The following is a 24192-nucleotide window of genomic DNA, read 5'->3' as shown; positions in this document are numbered from 1 at the left end:
ATGGCCCACGCCGCCGCGGTGACAGCGATCTAGGCGGCCACAGGATAAACGTCAAAGGGTTTTTTGCACTTTTCTGACAATCCAGGCGAAATGATGCGCGGGAGCGGGGATTTACGGCTTCGTCAGACGTGGCTCGTATCCGGCAGGCATGGACCAACCCATCCCCGCGCCGATCCCCCCGGACGACTCGTTGGGCAGCCAGGTCCGTCGCGCGGTAATCTGGCGCTCGGGCAGTCAGATCGTCGCCCAGTCCGTGCAATGGGCGGCCACCTTCCTCGTCATACGCATCCTCAGCCCTGCGGACTATGGCCTGTTCGCGATGACGCAGGTGGTGCTGGTCCTGCTCAACATGCTGAACGGCTACGGGCTCGCCAGCGGACTGATCCGTCAATCTGAGGTGACGCCGCGCGAAGTGCGCCAGCTGTTCGGCATGCTTCTCCTCCTCAACGGAGCGCTCGCCGCCGGCCAGGCGCTGCTCGCGCCGCTCGCCTCGGCCTATTACCGGCAGCCGATCGTCGCCGAGCTGTTGCGCGCCCAGGCGCTGCTGTACCTCGCGACACCCTTCATCGTCCTGCCGCAGGCGCTGCTCGGCCGGGCAATGGACTTCCGCCACCAGGCAAAAGCCAACATCTGCGCCTCGATCGCCAGCGCCACCACCGCGCTCGGCGGCGCGCTGGCAGGCTGGGGCGTCTGGACGCTCATCGCGGCGCCGCTGGCGATGTTCGCCGTCCGCGCGGTCGTGCTGACGCTGGCGGCCCGGTCGCTGGTGTGGCCAAGCTTCGATTTCCGCGGCGCGGGCCACCTCGCACGCTATGGCGGGGTTATGGCCGTCGGCCAGCTCACCTGGTTCGCGCAAAGCCAGGCGGACGTGTTCATCGCCGGCCGCTGGTTCAGCCCGCACGTGCTCGGCCTTTATACGACCAGCCTGTTCCTCACGCAGATCTTCGTGTCCAAGTTCGTGCCGCCGCTCAACGAGGTCGCCTTCACCGCTTATGCGCGAATGCAGGACGCCCCGGGGCAGCTCGCGAACGGGTTCGTCCGCGCGGTGCGGATCGTGATGGCCGCGGCGCTCCCCTTCTACCTCGGCCTGTTCGCGACCGCGGGACCCTTGGTGGCGACGGTGCTCGGGCCGAAATGGATCGAGGCGGCGCCGATCGTGCGGCTGCTCGCGCTGGCGATGCCGTTCATGACGCTGCAGGTGATGCTGACCCCAGCCTGCGATGCGCGGGGCCGACCGGGCATCGGGGTGCGCAACGGCGCGATAGGCGCGACGATCCTCGCGCTCGCCTTCCTCGTCGGCGTGCGCTGGGGAGCGCAGGGCCTCGCGACGGCGTGGATCCTCGCCTACCCAGCCTATCTGGCCGTCAGCCTGCACCGGTCGCTGCCGGTGATTGGCACGTCGCTGACTGTGTTGGCCGAGGCGATCGCGCCGCCGACGCTCGCGGCCGTGGCGATGGCGCTGCTGGTGACGATCGCGGACGGGCTACTGCCGGCGATGCCCGCGCTACCGCGCCTGGCGCTGCTCGTCGCGGTCGGCGCGGCCAGCTACGCGGGCTGGCTCGTCGTGTTCGCCCGGCCGCTGCTGCGCGAGATCGCGGCGACGGTCGGTCGGGGGCCTGCCGTACCGCCGGCACCCGCCCGGGTCGCCGCCCGCGCCTGATCCGCCCGCTCGAAGCCAAGAAAAAGGCCGGCGACGCTGGGTAGCGGGCCGGCCTCCTTCAACGACGATCGAACCGCTCAGCTCGCGGAGCCGACGTCCGCCGTCTCGCTGGACAGGCGCCGGCGACGGCGTGGCTTCTCGACCGGCTCGCTCCCCGGCTCGGCCGCATCGGGCTCGGCGCTGGCCGAGATGCTGAGCGAGGGCGGCAGCCGGTCGGCATCGAGGCCCATCGGTTCGGCGGCAGGTGCCGCCTCGACCCGAACCTTCGGCGGACGGCCACGCCGACGCGGGACCGGCGCCTCCATGTCGGCGGCCCGGGCGGTGGACGCCTCCTGCGTCGCAGGCCGCGGCGCGGTGAGCTGATCGTCCACCATCACCGGTGCCTGCTCGGGCCCGTTCGGCTCGACCGGTGCCAAAGGCGCGCGATCGGCGCGGGCGTATCGATCCTCGCGCGGACGCTGATCCTGCGCGCCATCGCGGCGGGGCCGGTCCTCGCGACGGGGTCGATCGTCCTGCCGAGGCCTGTCGTCCTGGCGAGGACGCTCCTCCTGACGGGGACGCTCCTCCTGACGGGGACGCTCCTCCTGACGGGCGTCCTGCCCAAACCGATCGTCGCGGCGCGGACGCTCGTCCTGGCCCTGACCCTGTCGTGGCTGACCGTAACGCGGCCGATCGTCCTGGTTATGGCGACCGTCCTGGTTCTGCCTGCCGTCCTGACCCTGACGTCCGTCCTGGCGCCCCTCCTGACGCCCCTCCTGGCGGGGACGATCGTCGGCGCGCGGCAGATACTGGTCTGGCTGACCAGCCTCGCCCTCCTGGCCATATTCCTCGCCGTCGCCGTCGCCGTCGAACTCGTCGTCCTCGTCGTCGCGGCCGCGACGCTGCGCCTGCTCGTCGACTCGTGGGCGGCTTTCGGCGAGCACGCGGAAATAATGATCGGCGAACTGGAGATAATATTCCGTGTTGACCCGGTCGCCCTGGCGCTGCGCGTCGGCGGCGAGGGTCTTGTACTTCTCGTAGAGCTGGCTGGCGTTGCCGCGCGCACGATTGTCGATCCGGTTGCCGCTTTCGGGCCGGCCCGGGTTCGGACCACCCACGCGCTGACCACCACGGCCGCGACGGCGACCGTTCTGACGATTGTTGATCAAAGCATTGTCCTCAACTGCAAAGGCCGGCCCTGCTCCCGGAAAGCCATGGTCGCCCGTACGCGCCTAGAGTATCTGCGGTACGGCGGCTCACCCGGCCACATCGTGCGGCGGGGCAAGGATCGGACGCCACGTCCGACATCGATCGTCCGGACATCATGTCCGGCGACGACCAGTCGAAATCATGTGTCCCCACTAAGGCCTTACCCGGTGAGGAGCGCGTCGCCAAGCGGAAAGATGGCGCGCGCCCTGCCCTTGATCAAGGCGTGACGACAAGGCAGCGATCCCGCCCGGCGAGGTCGCGCCGCACCGCCACCGACAGGCCTTGCGCCCGGAACAGCGCGGCGGCGGTCTCGCCCTGGCCGGCGCCGATCTCGATGCAGGCGACGCCGCCGGGCGCGATCTGCGGGCGGAGGGCGGGGGCGATCAGGCGATAGTCGTCGAGGCCATCGGGGCCGGCGAACAGCGCGGACGCCGGCTCGAAGCGGACGACCTCGTCGGGCAACGTCGCGCTGTCGACGACATAGGGCGGATTGCACAGGATGAGGTCGAACGCCTGCCCCGTTCCGGCCCAGTCGCCGTGCCGGATCGCCACACGGTCGGCGACACCCAGCCGACGTGCATTGTCGCCCGCGATCGCCAGCGCCGCATCGGACGCATCGATCCCGACGCCTCGCGTCTCCGGCCACTCGGCCAGTGCCGCGAGCAGCAGCGCGCCCGATCCGGTGCCGAGGTCGAGCACGGTGCGCGGTCCCGGCGTACCGGCGAAATGCGCGACCGCCGCCTCGATCAGCGTCTCGGTGTCCGCGCGCGGGATCAGGACGCCGGGACCGACGGCGAGGTCGATCGTCCAGAAGGCGCGGGTGCCGGTGATGTAGGCGACTGGCTCGCAGGCGGCGCGGCGGTCGGCAAGCGCGGCGAAGCCCGAGGGTGCGGGATCGTCGAGGCGGGACAGCAGCACCGCCTCGCGCGTCGTGCCGAGCGCATGCGCCATCAGGAGTTCGGCGTCGAGGCGGGGGGTATGCGAGAAGCCGAAGCGGGCGGCGGCGGCGGTGACAGCGTGGCGGATCGTGTCGCCCTCACCCTTCCGCGGCTTCGCCGCCCCCTCCCTCTCCCGCCGAGAGAGGGAAGGGTGAGGGTGGTCGCCGGCCAGCGTCGACTTCATTCTATCGCCGCCAGCCGCTCCGCCTCGTCCTCCGCCACCAGCGCGCCGATCAGCTCGTCCATCTCGCCCTGCAATATCTCGGGCAGGCGATGGAGCGTCAGGTTGATGCGGTGGTCGGTCACGCGCCCTTGCGGGAAGTTGTACGTCCGGATGCGCTCGGACCGGTCGCCCGAGCCGACCAGCGATTTGCGCGTTCCCGCCCGCTCGGCGTGCAGCCGCTCGCGCTCCGCCTCGTACAGGCGCGTGCGCAGCACCTTGAGCGCTTTCGCCTTGTTCTTGTGCTGCGACTTCTCGTCCTGCTGGATCACGACGAGGCCGGTCGGCAGGTGGGTTATGCGCACCGCCGAATCGGTCGTGTTGACGGATTGCCCGCCGGGGCCGGACGAGCGGTACACGTCGATGCGCAGGTCCTTCGCCTCGTCGATCTGGACGTCCACTTCCTCCGCCTCGGGCAGCACCGCGACGGTCGCCGCCGACGTGTGGATGCGGCCGCCGCTTTCCGTCACCGGCACGCGCTGGACGCGGTGGACGCCGGACTCGAACTTGAGCTTGGCAAACACGCCCTTGCCCTCGACGCTGGCGACCGCTTCCTTGACGCCGCCGGCTTCCGACGACGAGTGCGAGATCAGCTCGACGCGCCAGCCCTGCTCCTCCGCATAGCGCTGGTACATGCGCAGCAGGTCGCCCGCGAACAGCGCCGCCTCGTCGCCGCCGGTCCCGGCGCGGATCTCCAGCATCGCCGCGCGCTCGTCGGCGGCGTCGCGCGGCAGGAGCGCGAGCGCAAGCAGTCGGTCGGCATCAACGAGCGCCGCCTCGTTCTCGCGCATCTCGTCGGCCGCCATCGCGCGCATGTCGGGATCGGCGTCCTGCGTCATGTAGGTCAGGCTGTCCGCCTCCTGCCGCAGCCGGCGAACCTCGGCGGCGGCCCGGGCGACGGGTTCGAGCTCGGCATATTCCTTCGACACCGCGACGAAGCGCTCGGACGGGAGGTCGCCGGTGGCCATGAGCGCGGAGAGTTCGTGGAGGCGCGCCTCGATCTGGCGGATTCGCTCGGGGGAGATGGTGGTCATGCCGGTGCCCCTGCGCCGTCTCTGCGCTCAGCCCACACCGTCATGCCAGCGGACGCTGGCATCGCTTTGAGGCGAGCAACGCGGCCGGCCACGCAGAGACCCCAGCTTTCGCTGGGGTGACGGGCGAGAGAAGCGCCGCCGGAATGAAGGGCGATCACTGCGACGCCCCCTCGCCTTTGAACCCACCCACGAGCGGACCGACGATGTCCCTAACGAACTCATCGCGATCGAAGCGCTCGGAAAGCTGCTGAAACCAGTATTCGCTGCCGATCGCCCGATCGCGAACGAATAGGACGGCGTCGAGGCCGCGTTTCTTCGCCTGCTCCACCTGTTTCTTAGCGTTACCCTTATACGCCGCGTCCACCACGACGCCACCACGGCGAAGAGTCGCCACGACCCGCGCCGCTTCCCGGTCGAGTGCCGGCGTATCGGCGACCACAGCTATCCTGACGGCGTCGGTCTCCGGCTCCGCCACCAGCATCGCCAGCCGCTCCACCCCCGCCGCCCAGCCGACACCCGCCGTCTCCGGGCCGCCCAGGCTCCCGATCAGCCCATCGTAGCGTCCGCCCGCCAGCACCGTGCCCTGCGCGCCGAGCCGATCCGTCACGAACTCGAACGCGGTGTGGCGGTAGTAATCGAGGCCGCGCACCAGCCGCGGGCTGCGGGTCCAGCGCACGCCCGCCGCATCGAGCCCCGCCGTCACCGCGTCGAAGAACGCGCGCGCCTCCGGCGTCAGATACGCGTCGATGTCGGGCGCCGAGTCCGCCGCCGGCCGGTCGCGCGGGTCCTTGCTGTCGAGGATGCGCAGCGGGTTCTTGTCGAGGCGGATCAGGCTCTCCTCGCTCAACTCCGCCCGCCGCGCCTCGAAATGCGCGACCAGCCCAGCCCGCCACGCGTCGCGCGTCTCGGCGTCGCCTAGCGTGTTGAGCTGCAGCGTCACGCCGTCGGCGATTCCCAGCTCGTGTAGCAACTGATCCGCCATCACCAGCAGCTCGACGTCGGCAGCGGGCTCCGCAGCGCCGATCACCTCGGCGTCGATCTGGTGGAACTGGCGGAAGCGGCCCTTCTGCGGGCGCTCGTAGCGGAACACAGGACCACTCGTGGCGAGCTTCAGCGGCGCATATTGCTGCCACCCTTCCGACAGATACGCCCGCGCGATGCCGGCGGTGAACTCTGGGCGCAGCGTCAGGCTGTCGCCGCCGCGATCCGCGAACGTGTACATCTCCTTCGACACCACATCGGTCGTCTCGCCGATCGATCGGGCGAAGACCTCCGTCGCCTCGAACACCGGCATGTCGATGCGTTGGAAGCAATACAGCCCGCGCACCCGTTCGAACGTCGACAGCACATGCGCGAACCGCCGCTGGTCGCTTCCGAAGATGTCCTGGGTGCCGCGGACGCGCTGCGGCGGAGTGCGAGTTTGAGCCATGATGGCCGCGGGAGATAGGCGAGAGCCTCGCGAAGCGCTAGCATCCTGCTCATGGCCCTTCCCCAACTCCAGCTCGGCAAGCGTATCGCGCCGCCGCGCTTCATCGTCTTCTTCGTCATCTTCGTGCTGGGCGTGGTGTTCCTGCCAGGCCCGTTCGGCTTCGGGCGGGGAACCATGCTCGCCTTCGACCTGGCGGCGGCGGTGTTCCTGGTCTCGATCGTGCCGTTGCTGCGCCAGGACGATCGCGACGCGATGCGCGTTCGTGCCAAGACCAACGACGCCAATCGCACCACCCTGCTGGGCCTTACCTTCCTGACGATGCTGGTGATCCTGGTGTCGGTGGCGCATGAACTGGGCGGGCATATCGACAGCGCGGGCGTGGTTCTGGTGGTGTCGACGCTGGTGCTCGCCTGGCTGTTCACCAACACCGTCTACGCGATGCACTACGCGCACATCTTCTACGGCGATGCGAACAGCAGCGGCGGCGACGACGGCGGGCTGGACTTTCCCAAGACGCCGGAACCCGACTATTGGGACTTCGTCTATTACAGCTTCACCCTGGGCATGACGTTCCAGACAAGCGACGTCGACACGACCAGCGGCACGATGCGGCGGGTGTCGATCGGGCAGTGCCTGGCCGCCTTCGTCTTCAACCTGGGCGTGCTCGCCTTTACAATCAACGTACTGGGCGGCGGCAAGTAACCGGGGCCGATCGGTTCGCCGCCACGGGGCCGCGGCCGTATCCGCCGCTCCCGGCTCGAAACGACTGGACGTTTGACGTCGCGCGCGATTAAGCCCGCGCACATCATTTCACCTCGCCCCGAAGGTTCCCCTGCATGGTCCGCACGCTGCTCGCCGCCTCGCTCCCCGTCCTGCTGGCTACCTCCGCGCTCGCTGCCCCCGCAGCGGCGCAGCTCGTGCCCGAGACCAACTCGAAGCCGCAGCCGCTGCCCCCCTCGCCGCCGATGCCCGTGCCGCAGGACAAGCCCTATCCCGGCACGATCACGCTCGACATAGACGCGACCGACACGCGCCACGCCATCTTCACCACGCGCGAGACGATCCCGGTCGCGACGAGCGGCGACACGGTGCTGCTGTTCCCGCAATGGCTGCCGGGCAACCACTCGCCGTCGGGCCAGCTCGACAAGCTCGCCTCGCTCTATATCCGCGCGGGCGGTAAGCTGCTCCCCTGGACGCGCGACCCGACCGACGTATTCGCCTTCCACATCGACGTGCCCGCGGGCACCAAGCGGCTCGACGTGTCGCTCCAGTTCCTCGCCGCCACCGCCCCGGCGCAGGGTCCGATCGTCACCAGCCCGGACATGCTGCGGCTCCAGTGGAACTCGATGAGCCTGTATCCGGCCGGCTATTTCACCCGCGACATCCCCGTCGCCGCGACCGTCAAATATCCCGACGGCTTCTCCGCCGCGTCCGGCCTGCCCTCGACGCACACCGGCTCGACGTACAAGTACCAGACGACCAGCTACGAGATCCTGGTCGACTCGCCGGTGCTCGCCGGTCGCTACTATCGCCCGATCGTGCTCTCGCCGCAGGTGACGCTCGATACCTTCGCCGACCGGCCCGAGCTGCTCGCCGCCACCCCGCCGCAGGTCGACGCGCACAAGCGGCTGGTCGAGCAGGCGGTGAAGCTGTTCGGCGCGCAGCATTATGACAATTACCACTTCCTGTTCTCGCTGTCGGACCAGCTCGGCGGCATCGGGCTGGAGCATCATCGCTCGAGCGAGGACGGGTCGCGCCCGGGATATTTCACCGAGTGGGACATGCAGACGGGCGCCCGCAACCTGCTGCCGCACGAATATACCCATAGCTGGGACGGCAAATACCGTCGCGGCGCGGACCTGTGGACGCCCAATTTCGACGTGCCGATGCGCGATTCACTGTTGTGGGTGTACGAGGGCCAGACGCAGTTCTGGGGCTATGTCCTCCAGGCGCGCTCGGGCCTCGTCTCCAAGGACGATACGCTCGACCAATATGCCGGGATCATGGCGAACTACGACACCGCGCCCGCGCGTCACTGGCGCGACCTCGTGGACACGACGAACGATCCGATCATCTCGCAGCGCCGGCCCAAGGGCTGGACGAGCTGGCAGCGGAGCGAGGACTATTACAACGAGGGGCTGCTCGTCTGGATGGACGTCGATTCGCTCATCCGCGAGAAGACCGGCGGCACCAAGTCGATCGACGATTTCGCCCGCGCCTTCTTCGGCATGCGCGACGGTGACTATGGCGAGCTGACCTACACGCTCGACGACGTGGCTTCGACGTTGAACGGCGTCGTGCCCTATGACTGGAAAGCGTATCTGACGAAGCGGCTGACTGAGCATGCGCAGGGCGCCCCGATCGAGGGCTTCGCGCGCAACGGCTATACGCTGGTCTACACCGACCAGCCGAGCCGCATCGAGCGGCAGGCGCAGCGCGCGGGCGGCCCACGCGGTGGTGCCAATTACGCCTACTCGCTCGGTCTGGTCGCGGACAAGGACGGCAATCTGACGCAGGTCCTGTGGGACGGCCCGGCGTTCAAGGCCGGGATGACGGTGGGCACGCAGGTGACGCAGGTCGGCAACATGGCCTATTCGGACGACCGGCTGAAGGCGGCGGTGACCGCGGCCAAGGGCACCAAGACGCCGATCATGCTGACGATGAAGAACGGCGACGTCTTCCAGACGGTGTCGATCGACTATCACGGCGGCCTCCGTTACCCGCATCTCCAGAAGACCGGCACCGGAGAGACTGGGCTCGATCGCCTGCTGACCGCGCGATGATGGCGGCGGCGGCGCGGGCGGTCCTTCTCGTCGGCGCGGCGGTGGTCGCCGCGCCGGTGGTCGCGCAGCAGGCGCCGCTGCCGATGGCGGCGCCGTTCGCGGACACGATCCCGGCGGCGCAGGATACCGCCTGGCCCGGTACGCTGACGCTCGACGTCGACGCCTCGAACGCGGCGCAGGACATCATCTCGGTCCGCGAGACGATCCCGGTATCAGGGCCCGGTCCGCTGGTGCTGCTCTACCCAGAGTGGTTGCCCGGAGAGCATGGCCCCACCGGGCCGATCGCGCTGGCCGCCGGCTTTACCTTCACCGCGGGCGGCAAGCCGCTGGCGTGGCGGCGCGACTCCGTCGATGTCTACGCCTTCCACCTCGACGTTCCGGCCGGGGCAAGCAGCGTCGAGGCGCGGTTCCAGTTCCTGCCCCCGCATGAGCGCACCGGCAGCCCGCGCGTCGTCACCACGCCGACGATGGCCAACATCGAGTGGAACGCCGTCTCTCTCTACCCGGCGGGCCATTACGTCCGTCGCGTGCCCGTGAAGGCGAGCGTCACCTGGCCCGCGGGCTGGACCGGCTACACCGCGCTGCGCGGCACCCGATCGGGCGATCACACGGTCTATGAGACGGTGCCGTACGACGTGCTGGTCGACTCGCCGATCTTCGCCGGCCGCTACGCGCGGCAGGTGCAGCTCGACCCGGCGGTGACGCTCGACATCGTCGGCGACACGCCCGACGAGATACTGCCCTCACCGCAGGTCGTCGCCGCGCACAAGGCGCTGGTCGTGCAGGCGGACCGGCTGTTCGGCGCTCGGCACTACGACCATTATGATCTGCTGGTCGCGACGTCGGATGTGCAGTCGGACGAGGGACTGGAACATCACCGCAGCTCCGAGAACAGCTTCGGCGGCGACCTGTTCACCGATTGGGACTCGAACCTGGGCGATCACTACGTCGTCGCGCACGAGTTCACGCATAGCTGGAACGGAAAATACCGCCGGCCCTTCGACTTGTGGACGCCCGACTATCGCACGCCGATGCGCGACTCGCTGCTGTGGGTGTACGAAGGACAGACGCAGTTCTGGGGCAACATCCTCGCTGCGCGATCGGGGCTGTGGACGAAGGATCAGTATCTCGACAACCTCGCCGGGGTCGCCGCGCTCTATACGGGCGGAGAGCCGGGTATGGCGTGGCGCCCGTTGCAGGACACCACCAACGATCCGATCATCGCTCCGGCGGGAGGCAGCGACTGGGCGAGCTGGAGCCGCTCCTACGACTATTATCGCAATGGCGAGCTCATCTGGCTCGAGGCGGATGCGCAGCTTCGCTCGCTGACCGGCGGCGCCAAGGGGATGGACGATTTCGCCAAGCGCTTCTTCGGCGTCGAACCGGGCGTCTGGGATCGCGAGCACACGTACACATTCGACGATGTCGTCGCCACACTGAACGCCATCGCGCCTCACGACTGGGCGGGGTTCCTGCGGCGGCGGCTGGACGCCACCGGGCCCGCCTCGCTCGCCGGGATCGAGCAGGGGGGCTATCGCCTCGTCTTCACGACCGTTCCCAACGCGATGCGCAACAGCGCGCTCCAGAAGTTCAAAGAGGCTGATTTCACCTACTCGATCGGCATTCGCGCCGACGAGAAGGGCTCCGTGATCTCGGTGCTATGGCAAAGCGCGGCCTTCCTCGCCGGCGTGAAGCCGGGCGACGTGATCGTCGCGGTTGCCGACCATAGCTACCGCGCGCCGGTGCTCTCCGCGGCGATCAAGGCCACGGCCGGAAACGGGCGGATGCCGATCACGCTGTCGATCCGCTCCGGCGACCAGTTCCGCACTGTGTCGATCGCGTATCGCGGCGGCCTCCGCTACCCGCATCTCGAGCGGATCGCGGGCACCGAGGCGAGCCTGGACCGGCTGATCGCCCCACGATGAACCATCCGTCCAGATAGGGTCCGGAGCGGCTCCATCGACGTTCGACCCACATTGGGCTACTCGCCTGCAATATTCGCGAAGGAACCCGCATGCGTATCGACCTGATCCCGACCGGCAAGAACCCGCCGGACGACCTCAACGTCATCATCGAGGTGCCGACCGGCGGCGAGCCGGTGAAGTACGAGTTCGACAAGGAGAGCGGCGCGTTGTTCGTCGACCGCATCCTGCACACGCCGATGCGCTATCCGGCGAACTATGGCTTCGTGCCGCACACGCTGTCGCCCGATGGCGATCCGCTAGACGCGCTGGTGATCGCGCGCTCGCCGTTCATCCCCGGCTGCGTCGTGCGTGCGCGACCGATCGCGGTGCTGAACCTGGAGGACGAGGCGGGCGGCGACGAGAAGCTGGTCTGCGTGCCGGTGGATGCGGTGTTCCCCTATTACTCCAATGTCGGCGGCCGCGGTGACGTGCCCGAGATCGTGTTCGAGCAGATCGAGCATTTCTTCACCCATTATAAGGACCTGGAGAAGAAGAAGTGGGTCCGCGTCGGCAAATGGGGCGATGCCGAAGAGGCCAAGCAGATCACGCGGGAAGCGATCGAGCGGTACGACGCCGCCAAGTCGAAGGGCGTCGAGCCGCAGGACGCGGGCGCGGAACTGGGCCGGAAGGGCTGACGGTCAGTACGGGCGGTCAGGACGGGCGGCGACGGGGCTTCCTCGCCGGCGCCCGGCCGCCTGCCTCCAGCGCCAGGATCGCCCAGCGGCGCAGGTCGTCGGCATCGTCGTACACGCCATCGGGCGCCCGGCGGTAGTTCATGGTCCCGACGCCGTCGCCGCGCGGGTAGGTGAACCGTTTTGCGCCGGCCGCGTCCCAGGTCGCGTCGCTGACCGCATCCGCCTTGAACCACAGCGCATCGCCGGCGACGATCGCGAAGACCGTGCCGCCGCAATAGAGCGTCGCACCACCCATCATCGCGCGGCTGGTCACCGGGCCGAGTGGCGCCAGTGCCTCTTCCACCCAAGCGATCAGGCCGGTATCGACCGCCATCAGCCGTGCGGCGCCAGGCGCCGGAGCGCGGGGCCGTCGAGGCGCTGCACCGTCCATCCGTCGATGCCGTAGGCGCTCATCGTGCGGTGACAGGTCATGCTCATGCCGCCGCCTCCGTGGCCGCCACGCCCAAAGGCTCGCGACCGCGCATCGCGACCGCGCAGCCGGCGACGATCAGCAGCGCGCCCGCCACCGTCCAGCCCGACACCCGCTCCCCGAACGCCAGCCATCCGAACAGCGCCGCCCAGACGAAGGCGGTATATTCCACCGTCGCCAATGCCTGCGCCTCGGCCCGCGCATAGGCCCAGGCGATCAGCAGCGCCGACACCGTCCCGAGCATCGCCGCACCCAGGATCGCGGGCAACTGCGCCGCCGTCGGCCACGCGGACGTCCAAGGCGCGGCCGGCAGCATCGCGACGCCGATGACCAGGCTGGTGAAGAACGTGACCTCCAGCGGGTCGGCCGCCTGCGCCTGCCGCCGCAGCAGCACGAGCGACGCGGCATAGAGAATCGAGGCGACGAAGATGGCGATCGTGCCCAGTACTGTCTGCGTCGACGCCGCCGCCCGCGCCTCGCCCAGCGCGATCACGAGCACACCCAGCGTCGCGACCCCCGATCCCGCCACCGCCGCCCGCCGTACCCGCTCCCCCAACGTGAGGGCCGCCAGGAAGATCGCCAGCAGCGGCGCGAGGAAGGTGATCGCCACCGATTGCGCCATCGGCACCCGCGCCATGCCCCAGAAGAACAGCAGGACCGACAGGCCCGCCGCCAGCCCACGCCAGATGTGGAGGCGGAGCGCCGGTCCCGTCGGCCACGGCCGCCGGCGCGCGACGAACACGGCGCCCGTCAGGACCACGCCGACCACCGAACGCCACAGCACCGCGGCATAGGCGCCGTCCTCGATCGACAACCGCTTCATCAGCATGTCCATCACCGAATAGACGGCAATCCCCAGCATTGCCGCCGCGAGCGCCAGCGAGCGCTCGGGCCTTCGCCCTTCCGCCAATCCTAAATTGCCGTGCAGGCCGCGCAGGTACCGCGCACCTCCACCACCGGCCGAGCGGGCGCGAAGCCCGCCGCTTTCGCCACCCGCCGCACGCCGCCCGTCACCGCATCGTCGTCGAGGTGGACGGTCCGATGGCAGCGGTCGCAGATCAGGAAGATGCAGTCGTGCAGGCATTCCGGGTGCGCGTTGACGACATAGGCGTTCTCGCTCTCCACCCGGTGCGCGAGGTTGGTGGTCACGAACAGGTCGAGGATGCGATAGACGCTGTTGGCCGCAACCCGCCGGTCGCGCACGCGTCCCACCGTTTCGGCGATGTCATAGGCGGAGACGGGGCGCTCCGCGGTGGCGAGCACGCCGAAGATGTCGGCGCGCATCGGCGTCCACTGCTCGCCCGACCGCTCCAGCGTCGCCTGCGCCGCCTGCGCAAGGTCGATCCCCAACGGCTCGTGGTGATGGTGGCGGGCGATCATGGCGCATATGTAGGCCGCGTACCCCGCACGGGCAATCTCCCGGTTCGCCCGCCGCCGGGAACGCGCGATGTTCGTGGCGCCGAGCCTGGCGCGTCAGCCCGGCGGCGCGCGCCAGGCGCCGATCGCGACGCAGATCGCCAGCACCAGCGACAGCGGCCCGCGCAGCCGCATCCACCAGGCCGGCGTCAGCCCCGCGCTCGCCAGCATGCCGTCGACGACTGGGCTGACCAGGATGCCCGCCGCCAGCAACGCCGCCGCCGCCGGCCGCGTACCGGGCGCGAGCACCAGCAGCAGGACGACGAGCGCGACGAGGCTCGGCGTCACCGCCGCCAGCAGCCAGCCGGCGCGGGGGTATTGTTCTCCCTGCGCCGCGAACGCCCACCATGTCCCGCCCAGGAACGAGAAGATCAACGCGCCGTAGAAGACCAGCACCACCCAGGCGAACTGCTGCGGCGACCCTGCCGGCGCCAGGAACAGCCCGGCGGCGGCGGCGATCGGCGGCAACAGCCCGGCCCCGCCGAACGCGGCGACGGCAATGGGCACGCTACGGGAAGAGGGGCTGGCCATGCCGCAGCCTAGCGAGTCGCGACGGCCGCGTCATGTCCGCCGGGGTAGCGCAACCCGCGTCGCTCGCGTAGAGCGCGCGCGAGCCGCCGGAGACCAGCGCCATGAGCACCCGACCCGCCCCCCATAACGACGACGTCCAGCCTGCGGGCTTCTTCACCCGCGGCCTCGCCGACGCCGATCCCGCCGTGTTCGCCGGCGTGCGCCACGAACTGGCCCGCGAACAGACGCAGATCGAGCTGATCGCGAGCGAGAACATCGTGTCGCGCGCGGTGCTGGAGGCACAGGGCAGCGTCTTCACCAACAAATATGCGGAAGGCTATCCGGGCAAGCGCTATTACCAGGGCTGCGCGCCGTCGGACGAGGTGGAGAGCCTCGCGATCGATCGCGCCAAGCAGCTGTTCGGCTGCGGCTTCGTCAACGTCCAGCCGCATTCGGGGGCGCAGGCCAACGGCGCGGTGATGCTCGCGCTGGTGAAGCCCGGCGAGACGATCCTGGGAATGAGCCTCGACGCCGGCGGCCACCTCACGCATGGCGCCAAGGCGTCGATGAGCGGCAAGTGGTTCGACGCGGTGCAATATGGCGTCGATCGCGACACGCATCTGATCGACTATGACGAGGTCGAGCGGCTGGCGATCGAGCGCAAACCGCGCCTCATCATCGCCGGCGGCTCCGCCTATCCGCGCCAGATCGACTTTGCCCGCTTCCGCGCGATCGCGGACAAGGTCGGCGCCTATTTCATGGTCGACATGGCGCATTTCGCGGGCATCGTCGCCGCCGGGCTGCACCCGACGCCGTTCGGCCACGCGCATGTCGTGACGACGACCACGCACAAGACGCTGCGCGGGCCCCGTGGCGGCATGGTGATGACCGATGACGAAGCCATCGCCAAGAAGATCAACTCGGCGGTGTTCCCGGGCCTGCAGGGCGGCCCGCTGATGCACGTGATTGCCGCCAAGGCGGTGGCGTTCGGCGAGGCGCTGCAGCCTGAGTTCAGGGGCTATATCGCCGCCGTCGTCGAGAACGCGAAAGTGCTGGCGGCGACGCTGAAGGAGCGCGGGGCCGACATTATCGCCGGCGGCACCGACACGCATCTGGCGCTCGTCGACCTGCGGCCGCTCGGCATCACCGGCCGCGACGCGGACGAGGCGCTGGAGCGCGCGGGCATCACCTGCAACAAGAACGGCGTGCCGTTCGACCCGCTGCCCCCCGTCAAGACCAGCGGCATCCGCGTCGGCACGCCTGCGGGCACGACGCGCGGCTTTGGTCCCGCCGAGTTCCGCGAGATCGGCCATATGGTGGCCGACGTGCTCGATGGCCTTGCGAAAGCCGGCGAGAACGGGGACCCCGCGGTGGAGGCGAACGTTCGAGACCGGGTGCGCGATCTGTGCGCGCGCTTTCCGATCTACGAAGGATAAGCCCATGTTCGACAAGGTCCGCGGTGAAATCAACAGCGATCCCAAGCTCGGCCGCAAGATGGCGATCTATGGCGGCATCGGCGCGCTGATCGCGATCCCGCTGCCGATCGTCGGCCCGGTGATCGGCGCCGTCATCGGCACGTCCATCGCCTATGCGCGTCGCACCAAGAGCTGATCGGGCCGAATGCGCTGCCCGTTCTGCGGCCATGAAGACAGCCAGGTAAAGGACAGCCGCCCCACCGACGATGGGGCGGCGATCCGGCGGCGGCGGCAGTGCGAGGGGTGCGCGGCGCGGTTCACCACCTTCGAGCGTATCCAGTTGCGTGAGTTGACGGTCGTGAAGAGCGGCGGCGAGGTGGGGGCAGTCGTTCGTCGCGAGCCGTTCGACCGCGAGAAACTGCTCCGATCCCTGTCGATCGCCGCCCGCAAGCGGTCGATCGAGCCGGCCCGGCTGGAGAAACTGGTATCCGGCATCCAGCGCCGTCTCGAGACGACCGGCGATAGCGAGGTGACCTCCAAGCGGATCGGCGAGCTCGTGATGGACGGGCTCCGCGCGCTCGATCCCGTCGCCTATATCCGCTTCGCCAGCGTCTACCGCGATTTCAGCGAGGCGCGCGATTTCGAGGAGTTCGCCGGCCATGTCGGCGAGGCGGCGACGGAGTCGTGAGCGCGTCCGGCGCAAAGCCCCCCGTGATCGTGCTGGTCCGCCCGCAACTGGGCGAGAACATCGGCAAGGCGGCACGCGCGATGCTCAATTTCGGGTTGATCGAGATGCGCCTCGTGACCCCGCGTGACGGCTGGCCCAATCCCGCCGCGGGGCCCGCGGCATCGGGCGCGGACCAGGTGCTGGCCGAGGCGCGGGTGTTCGAGAGCGCCGCCGACGCGGTCGCGGACTGCGAGCAGGTCTATGCCACCACCGTCAGGAAGCGCGGCGTGACCAAGCCGGTGGTGACGCCGGAAGTCGCGGCGCGCGCAATCCACGCCGGCCCCGGCCGTTCCGCCATCCTGTTCGGGCCCGAGCGATCGGGGCTGGAGACCGACGACGTCGCGCTCGCCCGCACCATCATCACCGTGCCGATCAACCCGAGCTTCGGCAGCCTCAACCTCGCGCAGGCGGTGATCCTGGTCGCCTACGAATGGTCCAAGTCCATGGACCTCGCGCAGCCGCCGGAAACGGAGCTGCCGCCGCCCGCCCCGCAGGAGGAGCTGGAGGGGATGATCGCGCAGCTCGACGGGATGCTGGTGGCGTCGCATTTCTTCCACCCGCCCGATCGCACGCCCGTGACCCGCCGCACGTTGCGCACGCTGTTGACCAAGCCGGGCTGGTCGAGCGGCGAAGTGCGCACCATGCGCGGCGTCCTGTCGGCGCTCGCGGGCGCCAAACGCGCGAAGGATTAGCGCAAGGCGGCTTGATCCGGACAGCAGCCTTGTCCTAGCCTGCCGGTCGCGGCCAGGGGACGGCCGACGAACCGGGAGCATCCGATGACCAAGACCTCGCCTACCCTGGCGCTCACCCTCGCCGCCCTGTGCATGGCCTCGCCTGTCGTAGCGAAGGACAAGAAGCCGGTCGATCCCAACAAGAAGATCTGCCGCACCGACACCAACACCGGAAGCATCATGCCCAAATCCACGTGCCATACGGCAGCGGAATGGGCGGCGATCGACCATTCCACCGGCGCGGGCGGCTCGCCGACGGGTGACCTGCGCGGTCAGGGCGGAGCGAGACCGGCCGGCTTCTGACCCTCGTCGCGGGACGAAGCCTGACGCGCCGTTGACGCGCAGGCCCTTCCCTGCCATGGACCGCGCCTTCGCGAATGGCCCCGCACTCCGGTGAAGCGGCGGCCCTGCCCTCCTGTCGGGAGACGCAGGCGATGACCGGATATGATCCGCCTTCCCAGGATGGCGGGTCCGTCGTTGGCATCTGCAAAGGAATATCTCATGTCGAAGCGCTCCAGCGCCAAGCACAAGCTCGATCGCCGGATGGGCGAGAACATCTGGGGTCGCCCCAAGAGCCCGGTCAACAAGCGCGAATATGGCCCGGGCCAGCATGGCCAGCGCCGCAAGGGCAAGGTCAGCGATTTCGGCATCCAGCTGCGTGCCAAGCAGAAGCTGAAGGGCTATTACGGCGACGTCACCGAGAAGCAGTTCAAGCAATGCTATCAGGAGGCCGCCCGGATGAAGGGCGATACCTCGCAGAACCTGATCGGCCTGCTCGAACAGCGGCTCGACATGATCGTGTACCGCGCCAAGTTCGCGCCGACGGTCTTCGCCGCGCGCCAGCTCGTCAGCCACGGCCATGTCCGCGTCAACGGCGTGAAGTGCAACATCGCTTCGCGTCGCGTCTATGCGGGCGAGGAGATCACGCTGGGTGCCAAGGCGCAGGAGATGGCGCTCGTGCTCGAGGCACAGCAGCTCGCCGAGCGCGAGATCCCCGAATATGTCGCGCCGGACGGCAGCGCCAAGGTGACCTTCACGCGCATTCCGACGCTGGACGAGGTGCCGTATCCGGTGAAGATGGAGCCGAACCTGGTCGTGGAGTTTTACAGCCGCTGACGCGACGGTCGTAGCGTAAGCTACGGCCAAGCGCATCATCAGCGGCTCGGCCGACCTCGCTTTGGCGAGGATCGACGGCGTGGCCCTTCGACTGCCTGCAGGGCAGGCGCTCAGAAGAGCCTTCGCCACGACGCCCCTTCTCCGAACAAAAGGGCGGCTTCCACCAGGAGCCGCCCTTTCCACGTCCGCCCGCCGTCATCCCACCAACGCCCGGTCCCTCAGCCCCCGCCACACGCGCACCGCCTGCACCGTCTCAGTCACGTCGTGGACGCGCAGCAACTGCACCCCGGCTTGCGCCCCCGCCAACGCCAGCGCGAGGCTGCCGCCCAGCCGCTCGCCCACCGGAGCCTCACTCGACAACGCGCCGATCAGCCGCTTGCGGCTCGCCCCCAGCATCACCGGGCAGCCGAGCCCATGGAACACGGCGAGCCCGTTCAGCAGCGCGAGATTGTCGGCGAGCGACTTGCCGAAGCCGATGCCGGGATCGACGACGACGTCGCGCACGCCCGCCGCGCGGACTGTCGCGACGCGCGCCTCGAGCCAGTCGAACACCTCGCCCACCACATCGGCATAGGAGACGCGGCCATGCCCGCCCTGGCGCGGATCGGGCGAGTGCATCAGCACGACCGGGCAGCCTGCGCGCGCCACGACCTCCAGCGCGGACTCGTCCCACATCAGCGCCGACACGTCGTTGACGAGTCCCGCGCCGGCGGCGAGCGCCGCCTCCATGACGGCGGCCTTGCGCGTGTCGATCGATACCGGCGTACCCGCGCGCGCCAGCCGTTCGACGACCGGCACGACGCGGGCGATCTCGTCCTGCTCCCAGACGGTCGTGGCACCCGGCCGCGTCGACTCGCCGCCGACATCGACCAGCGCCGCGCCCGCCGCGGCCATGTCGACGCCGGCGCCGGCGGCAGCGGCGGGATCGTCAGTGTGGGTGCCGCCGTCCGAGAAGCTGTCGGGCGTCACGTTGAGGATGCCTGCGACCAGTGGCTGATCGAACCGCAGCACGCGCTCGCCGATCGTGACCGGCGCGCGGGTGCTGGTGATGGCCGCATGATGCCGCGCCAGCCGCTCGCCGTCATGCGAGCGCGCCAGCCAGCCATCGATATCCGCGACCGCCACGCTTTCCCGCCAGCGGCCGCCGTCGATCACGTCATAGCCGGCGAACCACTGCATCGACCCGGCGAGCCGCGCGACGCTGCCGTCCGGGCGCCCGATGGGGGAGGACACGATCTGGGTTGGGCAAAGATGCATGCGCGGCTCCTAGCGCCGGTCCGTTTGCCTGCCGAGCCTCATCGAGATCGCACCTCAGGAACGACGAGTTCAAGTCGAGCAGGTGAAAGCGACCGCTCGTGATTCAGCCGTCCGAAAGGCGGATGGGAGGTGGCCGTGCGCCTGGCCTATTTCGTGTATACGAAGGTGAGATGTAGCTCCGAAGACAACACGTTGATGCTGTCGGTGGCGATCGGCTGAAACCCGTTGCTTGAATCGTACACGCCGGTGACCGCCGCTATCCGGACTGCGCCGCGAGAAAGCGGGATACCGCCGCCGGGAAAGGTGACGTTGATCGGGAGAGTGGCGTTGTTGCTACCCGCCTGCTTCAGGATACCGGCGAATATCGCCGGATCGGCGCTGTGATGAGATGGTGCATAAGCGGCACCGACTAGTTGGGCCGAACCGGGATTGGTCGCACTGCTGATCGAGAACAGGAACTCCCGATCGTTCGCGTCCGGCTTCGCATTGTCGAGCGCAGCGTTTCCATATATCCCGAGTAGCCGGACATCTGACCCATCCCCGATGGCGTAGTCGTAATTTGCCGCTTCGCCTGAGCCATGATCCGTCGCGGTATATATCTCGGTTCCGATATGCACGGTGCTTGGAGTGGGGCTTGACGTGGTCGTCTGCGCCACTGCCGGAGTGACGGACGCCGTGGTCGCAGCAGCGACGAACAGCGTCTTGAGAACCGGAGGGATGTAGGCTGACGCTACCGAGGCGGCGGTCACGGCAGCGGCGACGACGATCTTGAACGTTGGTTTCATGGTGAGTTGGTGACCTTTCGATACCGTTGATCCAGGGCGTCTTGTCGCAACGAGCGGCTCGACTTCGCTCTCACGCGCCGTGAGACCAGGTCAAATGAACGCAGATGGACGCAATGTCTCTCTCCAGCACCTAGGCCTGCGTCGCCAGCAGGTATGTCTGCCGCAGCAGGTCGATCGGCTGGAGCTTGCCCTCCATCTCGACGTGCCAGAACGTCCAGCCGTTGCAGGCCGCCGCGCCTTGCAGCGTGCAGCCGAGCTTGTGGATCGACCCCACCTCGCCGCATGCCGACAACAGGCTGCCGTCGACGCGCACGCTCGCGCGGAAGCGGCGTTTGAGGTCGACCAGCTCGGCGCCGGGCGCGAGCATGCCGGTCTCCACCAGCGTGCCGAACGCGACCTTCGGGCTTTGCCGCGGGCTCATCATCGTTTTCAGCGCCGCCTCGTCGAGCGGCAGCGCGGCGTCGATGCGCGCCTGCGCGGCCGCGCAATAACCCTCCTCGCGCTCGATGCCGATCCAGCGGCGGCCGAGCCGCTTCGCCACCGCGCCCGTCGTGCCGGTGCCGAAGAACGGGTCGAGCACCACGTCTCCGGGCTTGGTGCTCGCCAGCAGCACGCGGTACAGCAACGCCTCGGGCTTCTGCGTCGGATGCACCTTGACGCCGCCCTGCTTCAGCCGCTCGGGGCCGCCGCAGATCGGGAACTCCCAGTCCGACCGCATCTGCAACTCGTCGTTCAGCGTCTTCATCGAGCGATAGTTGAACGTGTAGCGCGCGTCCTCGCCTTTGGCGGCCCAGATCAGCGTCTCGTGCGCGTTGGTGAAGCGGGTGCCGCGGAAATTGGGCATCGGATTGGCCTTGCGCCACACGACGTCGTTGAGGATCCAATAGCCCAGATCCTGCACCGCCGCCCCGACGCGGAAGATGTTGTGGTAGCTGCCGATGACCCAGATCGTGCCGTCGTCCTTCAACACGCGGTGCGCTTCGGCCAGCCAGGCGCGGGTGAAGGCGTCATAGTGCGCGAAGCTCTCGAACCGGTCCCAATCGTCTGTCACCGCGTCGACGTGGCTACCGTCGGGACGGCACAGTTCGCCACCAAGCTGGAGGTTGTAGGGCGGGTCGGCGAACACGCAGTCGACAGACCTCGCCGGGAGTGCGCGCATCGCGGCGATGCAGTCGGCGCGCAGGATCGTGTCGAGCGGGAGCGCCGCCGGGATCGCCTCCACCTGCCGCTCGCGCGTCCGCACCCCCATCGCCGTCGTCCCCCTGCGCTCGATCCTGCGGACCGGCGACATATCGTCAAGCGATCATTGGTTAACGATAAAGGTTGCTGGGCGGTTAACTGCGTCAGTCCTGCTGCCGCCAGAACCAGATGTTGAGGCCTAGGCCGTTGGTGGACTCAACCGCTAGCGGTGTGACCCGAACGCATCAGGACGTCGGCGAACCGCTCGCCGGCGCGCGCGACCGGCGCGAAGCTGCGGCGGTGGAGCGGCGAGGGCCCGTGCTCGGTCAGTGCGCGCAGATGCGCAGGCGCGGCATAGCCCTTGTTTGCGTGCCAGTCATATTGCGGATGCGCGGCGGCATGCGCCAGCATGATCGTGTCGCGCGTGTGCTTGGCGACGACCGAGGCCGCCGCGATCGACAGCGACAGCGCGTCGCCACCGACGATCGCGGTGGCGGGGTGCCCCCAGCGCGGCAGGCGGTTGCCGTCGACCAGCACATGCGCCGGGCTCTCTCCCAGTGCCTCGACCGCGAGCGTCATCGCCTTCATCGTCGCCCAATAGATGTTGAGCCGATCGATCTCGTCCGCCTCGACGATGCCGATGCCGACGCGCGCGCGCCGGTGGAGCAGGCCACATAGCCGCGCGCGCTCGGCGGCGGGGAGCTTCTTAGAATCGTCGATCCCCCGCGGCACGCCCCGCAGCGGCAGGATGACGGCGGCGGCGACCACCGGCCCGGCGAGCGGACCACGCCCGGCCTCGTCCACCCCCGCGACGGGGGCGGGGCAGCGTTTCTCGTGGCGGAGGTGGGGCATCAGCCTTCCAGTTCGTCGAACGGCACGACGCCCAGCGCGTGGCCGAGCGGGCCGTGTCCCTGCCCCAGCCCAGGCGCGGACAGGATCGCGATGCGGACGAAGCGCACCGCCCGTACGAAGGCGTCTTCGATGCCCAGACCGGAGGCAAGTCCCGTCGCGAGGGCGCTCGCGAACGTGCAGCCGGTACCATGCGTGTCGTCAGTGTCGAACCGCCTGCCTTCGAGCTTACGCAAGAGGCCGGAGGGTGACAGCAGTCGGTCGACGACGTGTGGCCCCGACGCATGCCCGCCCTTGACGACCAAGTGGCAGCCATGCGCCAGCACCGCGGCCTCGCCCCCCAACGCTTCCAGTTCGGGTAGATTTGGTGTCACCACCGAGGCGCGCCGCATCAGCTGCTCGAACGCGGTGATCGTCGCCGCGTCGGCCAGCGCGTCGCCGCTGGTCGCGACCATGACGGGATCGAAGACGACGGGCACATCGACACGCTCCAACCACCCCGCCACCGCCACCGCCGTCTCCGCCGAGCCCAGCATCCCGATCTTCACCGCATCGACACCGATGTCGTCCATGCACGAGGCGATCTGCGCCATCACCATGTCGGTCGGCACCGGCATCGCCCGCTGCACCCCCATCGTGTTCTGCGCGGTGATCGCGGTGATCGCCGTCATCGCGTGGCCACCCAGCATCGTGACCGTCTTGATATCGGCCTGGATGCCCGCGCCACCGCCCGAGTCCGAGCCGGCGATGATGAGGATGCGCGGCGTCATGCGCTCGCCCTGCTCCCGAGCCGCTGCGCCGGCAAGGGTGGCGCGTTGACACGGACAAGCGGCGGGGGTTCACCGCGGGTTCAATGCCGCCCGCCCATGAGGTGCCGATGACCCGTTTCCTCCTCGCGCCGCTGATGGCGATCACGCCGCTCGTCCTCGCCGCGCCGGTGGCGGCCGCCCCCACGCCGGCGGTGCCCGCCACCGGCGACCTCGGCCTCGTCCAGCGTCACCTCCAGGCGCTCGACACGATGACGGCGGCGTTCGTGCAGACCGATCGCGCGGGCAAGGTGCTGACGGGCACGCTGACGCTCAAGAAGCCCGGGCGCATCCGCTTCCAATATCAGCAGGGCGTGCCGATCCTGATCGTCGCGGAAGGCGGCGCGCTGACCTTCGTCGATTATTCGGTGAAGCAGGTCCAGCGCTGGCCGATCAAGAACTCGCCGCTCGCGGTGCTGCTCGATCCCGATCGCGACATCACCCGCTATGCGCACGTCGTCTCGAGCGACGCGCGGACGATCTCGGTGGACGCGGTGGATCCCAAACATCCCGAATATGGCCGCATCACGCTGATCTTCGCGCGCGAGCCCGCCGCGCCCGCGGGGCTGACGCTGGAGGGATGGGTGATGCTCGACAGCCAGGGCAACCGGACGACGGTGCGGCTGGCGGATCAGAAGTTCAACGTCGCCGTGCCCGACAACAGCTTCGCCTGGACCGACCCGCGGCGGAAGGGACGGTGACCGCGCGCCGCCGGTCGCGGGCGGGCGTCGCATGACAAGTGCGCCATTCACGTCCGCGACAGGTTGGCGCCGCTAGGGCGACTAGGCGGCCGCGGTGCCTTTGGGGTTTCCCCCCTGTTGCCCGGAGGTAGTGCGGTTCGCCTGCGTGACGAACGCTGAGTCGGCCCTCGTTCCATGCCCCCGGAGCGAGGGCCTTTCCGCGCCGGGCGGCTTGCAACTGCAAGACTCGCCCTAGCGCGGCCGACGGCGCGAAGCGGCCGATCGACGGCGTGGCTTTGCCACGACGCCCCTTCTACATTCGGCGAACCACCAGCCGCGACGCTTGTGGAAGCCTAGACCCCGGAAAAAGTCCGGGATGACTGTGAGGGGACGCTCGCCTC

The 24192-nt window shown here is 69.0% G+C and carries 25 protein-coding genes; 12 read left to right on the top strand and 13 right to left on the bottom strand.

What is annotated here, in order from left to right; translation table 11 throughout:
- The first annotated feature begins 148 nt into the window (after window positions 1-148).
- The gene (locus ACFE65_RS09490) at window positions 149-1660 is read left to right on the top strand and encodes a lipopolysaccharide biosynthesis protein (protein ID WP_375382114.1); all 1512 of its coding nucleotides are present in this window, start codon (window positions 149-151) and stop codon (window positions 1658-1660) included.
- 77 nt (window positions 1661-1737) lie between these two features.
- Here the strand turns inward: ACFE65_RS09490 and ACFE65_RS09485 are convergent, their stop codons facing one another.
- The 4 genes from ACFE65_RS09485 to hisS form a co-directional block, all read right to left on the bottom strand.
- Entirely contained in the window at window positions 1738-2808 is a 1071-nt protein-coding gene (locus ACFE65_RS09485) for a DUF4167 domain-containing protein (RefSeq protein WP_375382113.1), read from the bottom strand.
- Between the two features lie 256 nt (window positions 2809-3064).
- Window positions 3065-3970: a peptide chain release factor N(5)-glutamine methyltransferase gene (gene prmC, locus ACFE65_RS09480; RefSeq protein WP_375382112.1), complete on the bottom strand. Its 906-nt coding sequence runs from the start codon at window positions 3968-3970 to the stop codon at window positions 3065-3067.
- Window positions 3967-5040 carry a peptide chain release factor 1 gene (gene prfA / locus ACFE65_RS09475; RefSeq protein WP_375382111.1) on the bottom strand — a complete coding sequence of 358 codons (1074 nt, stop codon included), beginning with the start codon at window positions 5038-5040 and terminating at the stop codon, window positions 3967-3969. The genes prmC and prfA overlap by 4 nt, the downstream gene beginning before the upstream one ends.
- 154 nt (window positions 5041-5194) lie before the next feature.
- Window positions 5195-6469, bottom strand: coding sequence for a histidine--tRNA ligase (gene hisS / locus ACFE65_RS09470; RefSeq protein ID WP_375382110.1), 1275 nt, complete (start codon window positions 6467-6469; stop codon window positions 5195-5197).
- 51 nt (window positions 6470-6520) lie between these two features.
- On the opposite strand from hisS, the gene ACFE65_RS09465 reads away from it, so the two are divergent.
- The 4 genes from ACFE65_RS09465 (at window position 6521) to ppa (ending at window position 11851) form a co-directional block, all read left to right on the top strand.
- The gene (locus ACFE65_RS09465; protein WP_375382109.1) at window positions 6521-7171 is read left to right on the top strand and encodes a DUF1345 domain-containing protein; all 651 of its coding nucleotides are present in this window, start codon (window positions 6521-6523) and stop codon (window positions 7169-7171) included.
- Window positions 7172-7305: 134 nt separating this feature from the next.
- Complete coding sequence (locus ACFE65_RS09460; protein ID WP_375382108.1) at window positions 7306-9252, top strand: M61 family metallopeptidase; 1947 nt, start codon at window positions 7306-7308, stop codon at window positions 9250-9252.
- Window positions 9249-11177 carry a M61 family metallopeptidase gene (locus tag ACFE65_RS09455; RefSeq protein WP_375382107.1) on the top strand — a complete coding sequence of 643 codons (1929 nt, stop codon included), beginning with the start codon at window positions 9249-9251 and terminating at the stop codon, window positions 11175-11177. The genes ACFE65_RS09460 and ACFE65_RS09455 overlap by 4 nt, the downstream gene beginning before the upstream one ends.
- Window positions 11178-11266: 89 nt before the next feature.
- Window positions 11267-11851 carry an inorganic diphosphatase gene (gene ppa / locus ACFE65_RS09450; RefSeq protein ID WP_375382106.1) on the top strand — a complete coding sequence of 195 codons (585 nt, stop codon included), beginning with the start codon at window positions 11267-11269 and terminating at the stop codon, window positions 11849-11851.
- 16 nt (window positions 11852-11867) lie between these two features.
- Here ppa and ACFE65_RS09445 read toward each other — a convergent pair whose 3' ends face one another.
- From ACFE65_RS09445 to ACFE65_RS09430, 4 genes are all read right to left on the bottom strand, one after another.
- On the bottom strand, window positions 11868-12224 hold the full coding sequence (locus ACFE65_RS09445; RefSeq protein WP_375382105.1) for a TfoX/Sxy family protein: 357 nt from the start codon (window positions 12222-12224) through the stop codon (window positions 11868-11870).
- Window positions 12225-12324: 100 nt separating this feature from the next.
- Window positions 12325-13182, bottom strand: coding sequence for a DMT family transporter (locus ACFE65_RS09440; RefSeq protein WP_375382104.1), 858 nt, complete (start codon window positions 13180-13182; stop codon window positions 12325-12327).
- A 50-nt stretch (window positions 13183-13232) separates the two neighbouring features.
- Window positions 13233-13700 (bottom strand): Fur family transcriptional regulator, encoded by a 468-nt coding sequence (locus ACFE65_RS09435; RefSeq protein WP_375382103.1) that lies wholly within the window; start codon window positions 13698-13700, stop codon window positions 13233-13235.
- A 93-nt stretch (window positions 13701-13793) separates the two neighbouring features.
- On the bottom strand, window positions 13794-14243 hold the full coding sequence (locus ACFE65_RS09430) for a DUF3429 domain-containing protein (RefSeq protein ID WP_375382102.1): 450 nt from the start codon (window positions 14241-14243) through the stop codon (window positions 13794-13796).
- Between the two features lie 125 nt (window positions 14244-14368).
- Between ACFE65_RS09430 and glyA the strand changes: the two genes are divergently transcribed.
- The 6 genes from glyA (at window position 14369) to rpsD (ending at window position 18235) form a co-directional block, all read left to right on the top strand.
- Window positions 14369-15682, top strand: a complete 1314-nt coding sequence (glyA, locus tag ACFE65_RS09425) for a serine hydroxymethyltransferase (RefSeq protein WP_375382101.1) — start codon at window positions 14369-14371, stop codon at window positions 15680-15682.
- Window positions 15683-15686: 4 nt separating this feature from the next.
- The gene (locus tag ACFE65_RS09420; protein ID WP_375382100.1) at window positions 15687-15857 is read left to right on the top strand and encodes a hypothetical protein; all 171 of its coding nucleotides are present in this window, start codon (window positions 15687-15689) and stop codon (window positions 15855-15857) included.
- A gap of 9 nt (window positions 15858-15866) precedes the next feature.
- Window positions 15867-16349, top strand: coding sequence for a transcriptional regulator NrdR (gene nrdR / locus ACFE65_RS09415; protein ID WP_375382099.1), 483 nt, complete (start codon window positions 15867-15869; stop codon window positions 16347-16349).
- A complete protein-coding gene (locus ACFE65_RS09410; RefSeq protein ID WP_375382098.1) occupies window positions 16346-17080 on the top strand; it encodes an RNA methyltransferase in 735 nt (244 codons plus the stop codon). Before nrdR ends, ACFE65_RS09410 begins: the two co-directional genes overlap by 4 nt.
- Before the next feature lie 84 nt (window positions 17081-17164).
- Window positions 17165-17422 (top strand): hypothetical protein, encoded by a 258-nt coding sequence (locus ACFE65_RS09405; RefSeq protein WP_375382097.1) that lies wholly within the window; start codon window positions 17165-17167, stop codon window positions 17420-17422.
- 198 nt (window positions 17423-17620) lie between these two features.
- Window positions 17621-18235 carry a 30S ribosomal protein S4 gene (gene rpsD, locus ACFE65_RS09400; protein WP_375382096.1) on the top strand — a complete coding sequence of 205 codons (615 nt, stop codon included), beginning with the start codon at window positions 17621-17623 and terminating at the stop codon, window positions 18233-18235.
- A 195-nt stretch (window positions 18236-18430) separates the two neighbouring features.
- On the opposite strand, the gene folP is transcribed toward rpsD, so the two are convergent.
- From folP to thiD, 5 genes are all read right to left on the bottom strand, one after another.
- On the bottom strand, window positions 18431-19492 hold the full coding sequence (folP, locus tag ACFE65_RS09395; RefSeq protein WP_375382095.1) for a dihydropteroate synthase: 1062 nt from the start codon (window positions 19490-19492) through the stop codon (window positions 18431-18433).
- Between the two features lie 146 nt (window positions 19493-19638).
- Window positions 19639-20277, bottom strand: coding sequence for a hypothetical protein (locus ACFE65_RS09390; RefSeq protein ID WP_375382094.1), 639 nt, complete (start codon window positions 20275-20277; stop codon window positions 19639-19641).
- Window positions 20278-20407: 130 nt separating this feature from the next.
- Window positions 20408-21526: a site-specific DNA-methyltransferase gene (locus ACFE65_RS09385; protein ID WP_375382093.1), complete on the bottom strand. Its 1119-nt coding sequence runs from the start codon at window positions 21524-21526 to the stop codon at window positions 20408-20410.
- Between the two features lie 146 nt (window positions 21527-21672).
- A complete protein-coding gene (locus ACFE65_RS09380) occupies window positions 21673-22308 on the bottom strand; it encodes a ribonuclease HII (protein ID WP_375382092.1) in 636 nt (211 codons plus the stop codon).
- A complete protein-coding gene (gene thiD / locus ACFE65_RS09375) occupies window positions 22308-23075 on the bottom strand; it encodes a bifunctional hydroxymethylpyrimidine kinase/phosphomethylpyrimidine kinase (protein ID WP_375382091.1) in 768 nt (255 codons plus the stop codon). Before thiD ends, ACFE65_RS09380 begins: the two co-directional genes overlap by 1 nt.
- A 107-nt stretch (window positions 23076-23182) precedes the next feature.
- Between thiD and ACFE65_RS09370 the strand changes: the two genes are divergently transcribed.
- Window positions 23183-23812, top strand: coding sequence for an outer membrane lipoprotein carrier protein LolA (locus ACFE65_RS09370; protein ID WP_375382090.1), 630 nt, complete (start codon window positions 23183-23185; stop codon window positions 23810-23812).
- Window positions 23813-24192: the final 380 nt, after the last annotated feature.

Source organism: uncultured Sphingomonas sp. (assembly GCF_964237335.1).
GTDB lineage: Bacteria > Pseudomonadota > Alphaproteobacteria > Sphingomonadales > Sphingomonadaceae > Sphingomonas.
Note: the sequence above shows the minus strand (reverse complement) of the source record. Positions and strands in the feature narration are given on the sequence as shown.

Coding starts and splice junctions, on each gene's coding strand:
- ACFE65_RS09465 (WP_375382109.1), top strand. CDS start 6,521: ATGGCCCTTCCCCAACTCCAGCTCGGCAAGCGTATCGCGCCGCCGCGC.
- folP (WP_375382095.1), bottom strand. CDS start 19,492: ATGCATCTTTGCCCAACCCAGATCGTGTCCTCCCCCATCGGGCGCCCG.
- hisS (WP_375382110.1), bottom strand. CDS start 6,469: ATGGCTCAAACTCGCACTCCGCCGCAGCGCGTCCGCGGCACCCAGGAC.
- ACFE65_RS09455 (WP_375382107.1), top strand. CDS start 9,249: ATGATGGCGGCGGCGGCGCGGGCGGTCCTTCTCGTCGGCGCGGCGGTG.
- glyA (WP_375382101.1), top strand. CDS start 14,369: ATGAGCACCCGACCCGCCCCCCATAACGACGACGTCCAGCCTGCGGGC.
- ACFE65_RS09385 (WP_375382093.1), bottom strand. CDS start 21,526: ATGGGGGTGCGGACGCGCGAGCGGCAGGTGGAGGCGATCCCGGCGGCG.
- thiD (WP_375382091.1), bottom strand. CDS start 23,075: ATGACGCCGCGCATCCTCATCATCGCCGGCTCGGACTCGGGCGGTGGC.
- ACFE65_RS09440 (WP_375382104.1), bottom strand. CDS start 13,182: ATGCTGGGGATTGCCGTCTATTCGGTGATGGACATGCTGATGAAGCGG.
- ACFE65_RS09390 (WP_375382094.1), bottom strand. CDS start 20,277: ATGAAACCAACGTTCAAGATCGTCGTCGCCGCTGCCGTGACCGCCGCC.
- nrdR (WP_375382099.1), top strand. CDS start 15,867: ATGCGCTGCCCGTTCTGCGGCCATGAAGACAGCCAGGTAAAGGACAGC.
- ACFE65_RS09405 (WP_375382097.1), top strand. CDS start 17,165: ATGACCAAGACCTCGCCTACCCTGGCGCTCACCCTCGCCGCCCTGTGC.
- ACFE65_RS09380 (WP_375382092.1), bottom strand. CDS start 22,308: ATGCCCCACCTCCGCCACGAGAAACGCTGCCCCGCCCCCGTCGCGGGG.
- ACFE65_RS09420 (WP_375382100.1), top strand. CDS start 15,687: ATGTTCGACAAGGTCCGCGGTGAAATCAACAGCGATCCCAAGCTCGGC.
- ACFE65_RS09370 (WP_375382090.1), top strand. CDS start 23,183: ATGACCCGTTTCCTCCTCGCGCCGCTGATGGCGATCACGCCGCTCGTC.
- ppa (WP_375382106.1), top strand. CDS start 11,267: ATGCGTATCGACCTGATCCCGACCGGCAAGAACCCGCCGGACGACCTC.
- ACFE65_RS09445 (WP_375382105.1), bottom strand. CDS start 12,224: ATGGCGGTCGATACCGGCCTGATCGCTTGGGTGGAAGAGGCACTGGCG.
- ACFE65_RS09435 (WP_375382103.1), bottom strand. CDS start 13,700: ATGATCGCCCGCCACCATCACCACGAGCCGTTGGGGATCGACCTTGCG.
- ACFE65_RS09460 (WP_375382108.1), top strand. CDS start 7,306: ATGGTCCGCACGCTGCTCGCCGCCTCGCTCCCCGTCCTGCTGGCTACC.
- rpsD (WP_375382096.1), top strand. CDS start 17,621: ATGTCGAAGCGCTCCAGCGCCAAGCACAAGCTCGATCGCCGGATGGGC.
- prfA (WP_375382111.1), bottom strand. CDS start 5,040: ATGACCACCATCTCCCCCGAGCGAATCCGCCAGATCGAGGCGCGCCTC.
- prmC (WP_375382112.1), bottom strand. CDS start 3,970: ATGAAGTCGACGCTGGCCGGCGACCACCCTCACCCTTCCCTCTCTCGG.
- ACFE65_RS09490 (WP_375382114.1), top strand. CDS start 149: ATGGACCAACCCATCCCCGCGCCGATCCCCCCGGACGACTCGTTGGGC.